1 pseudogene is annotated in these 617 nt (G+C 65.5%); it reads left to right on the forward strand.

Annotation, left to right across the window (positions count from 1 at the left end):
- Positions 1–617: pseudogene (locus tag AC1RPZ_RS27350) on the forward strand (glycine dehydrogenase (aminomethyl-transferring)); the annotation flags it as partial.

The following is a 617-nucleotide window of genomic DNA, read 5'->3' on the forward strand; positions in this document are numbered from 1 at the left end:
GCTGACCTGCTGGCCCTGACCGTGCTGACCCCGCCGGGCGAGTTCGGCGCCGATGTCGCCATCGGCAGTGCGCAACGCTTCGGCGTGCCGCTGGGCTTCGGTGGCCCGCACGCGGCTTACTTCTCCACCAAGGATGCGTTCAAGCGCGACATGCCGGGCCGTCTGGTCGGTGTCTCGGTGGACCGTTTCGGCAAGCCGGCGCTGCGCCTGGCCATGCAGACCCGCGAGCAACATATCCGCCGCGAGAAAGCCACCAGCAACATCTGCACCGCCCAGGTACTGCTGGCCAACATCGCCAGCATGTACGCCGTGTATCACGGCCCTAAAGGCTTGAAGCAGATCGCCAACCGCATTCATCACCTGACCGCGATCCTCGCCAAAGGCTTGAGCGCACTGGGCCTGAACGTTGAGCAAGCAAACTTCTTCGACACCCTGACCCTGGCCACTGGCGCCAACACCGCTGCCCTGCACGACAAGGCCCGCGCCCAGCGCATCAACCTGCGGGTCGTCGATGGTGAGCGTCTGGGTCTGTCCCTCGACGAAACCACCAGCCAGGCCGACATCGAAACCCTGTGGAGCGTGCTGGCCGACGGCAAAACCCTGCCCGATTTCGCCGC

This window comes from Pseudomonas sp. GW822-FHT02D10 (assembly GCF_058802345.1).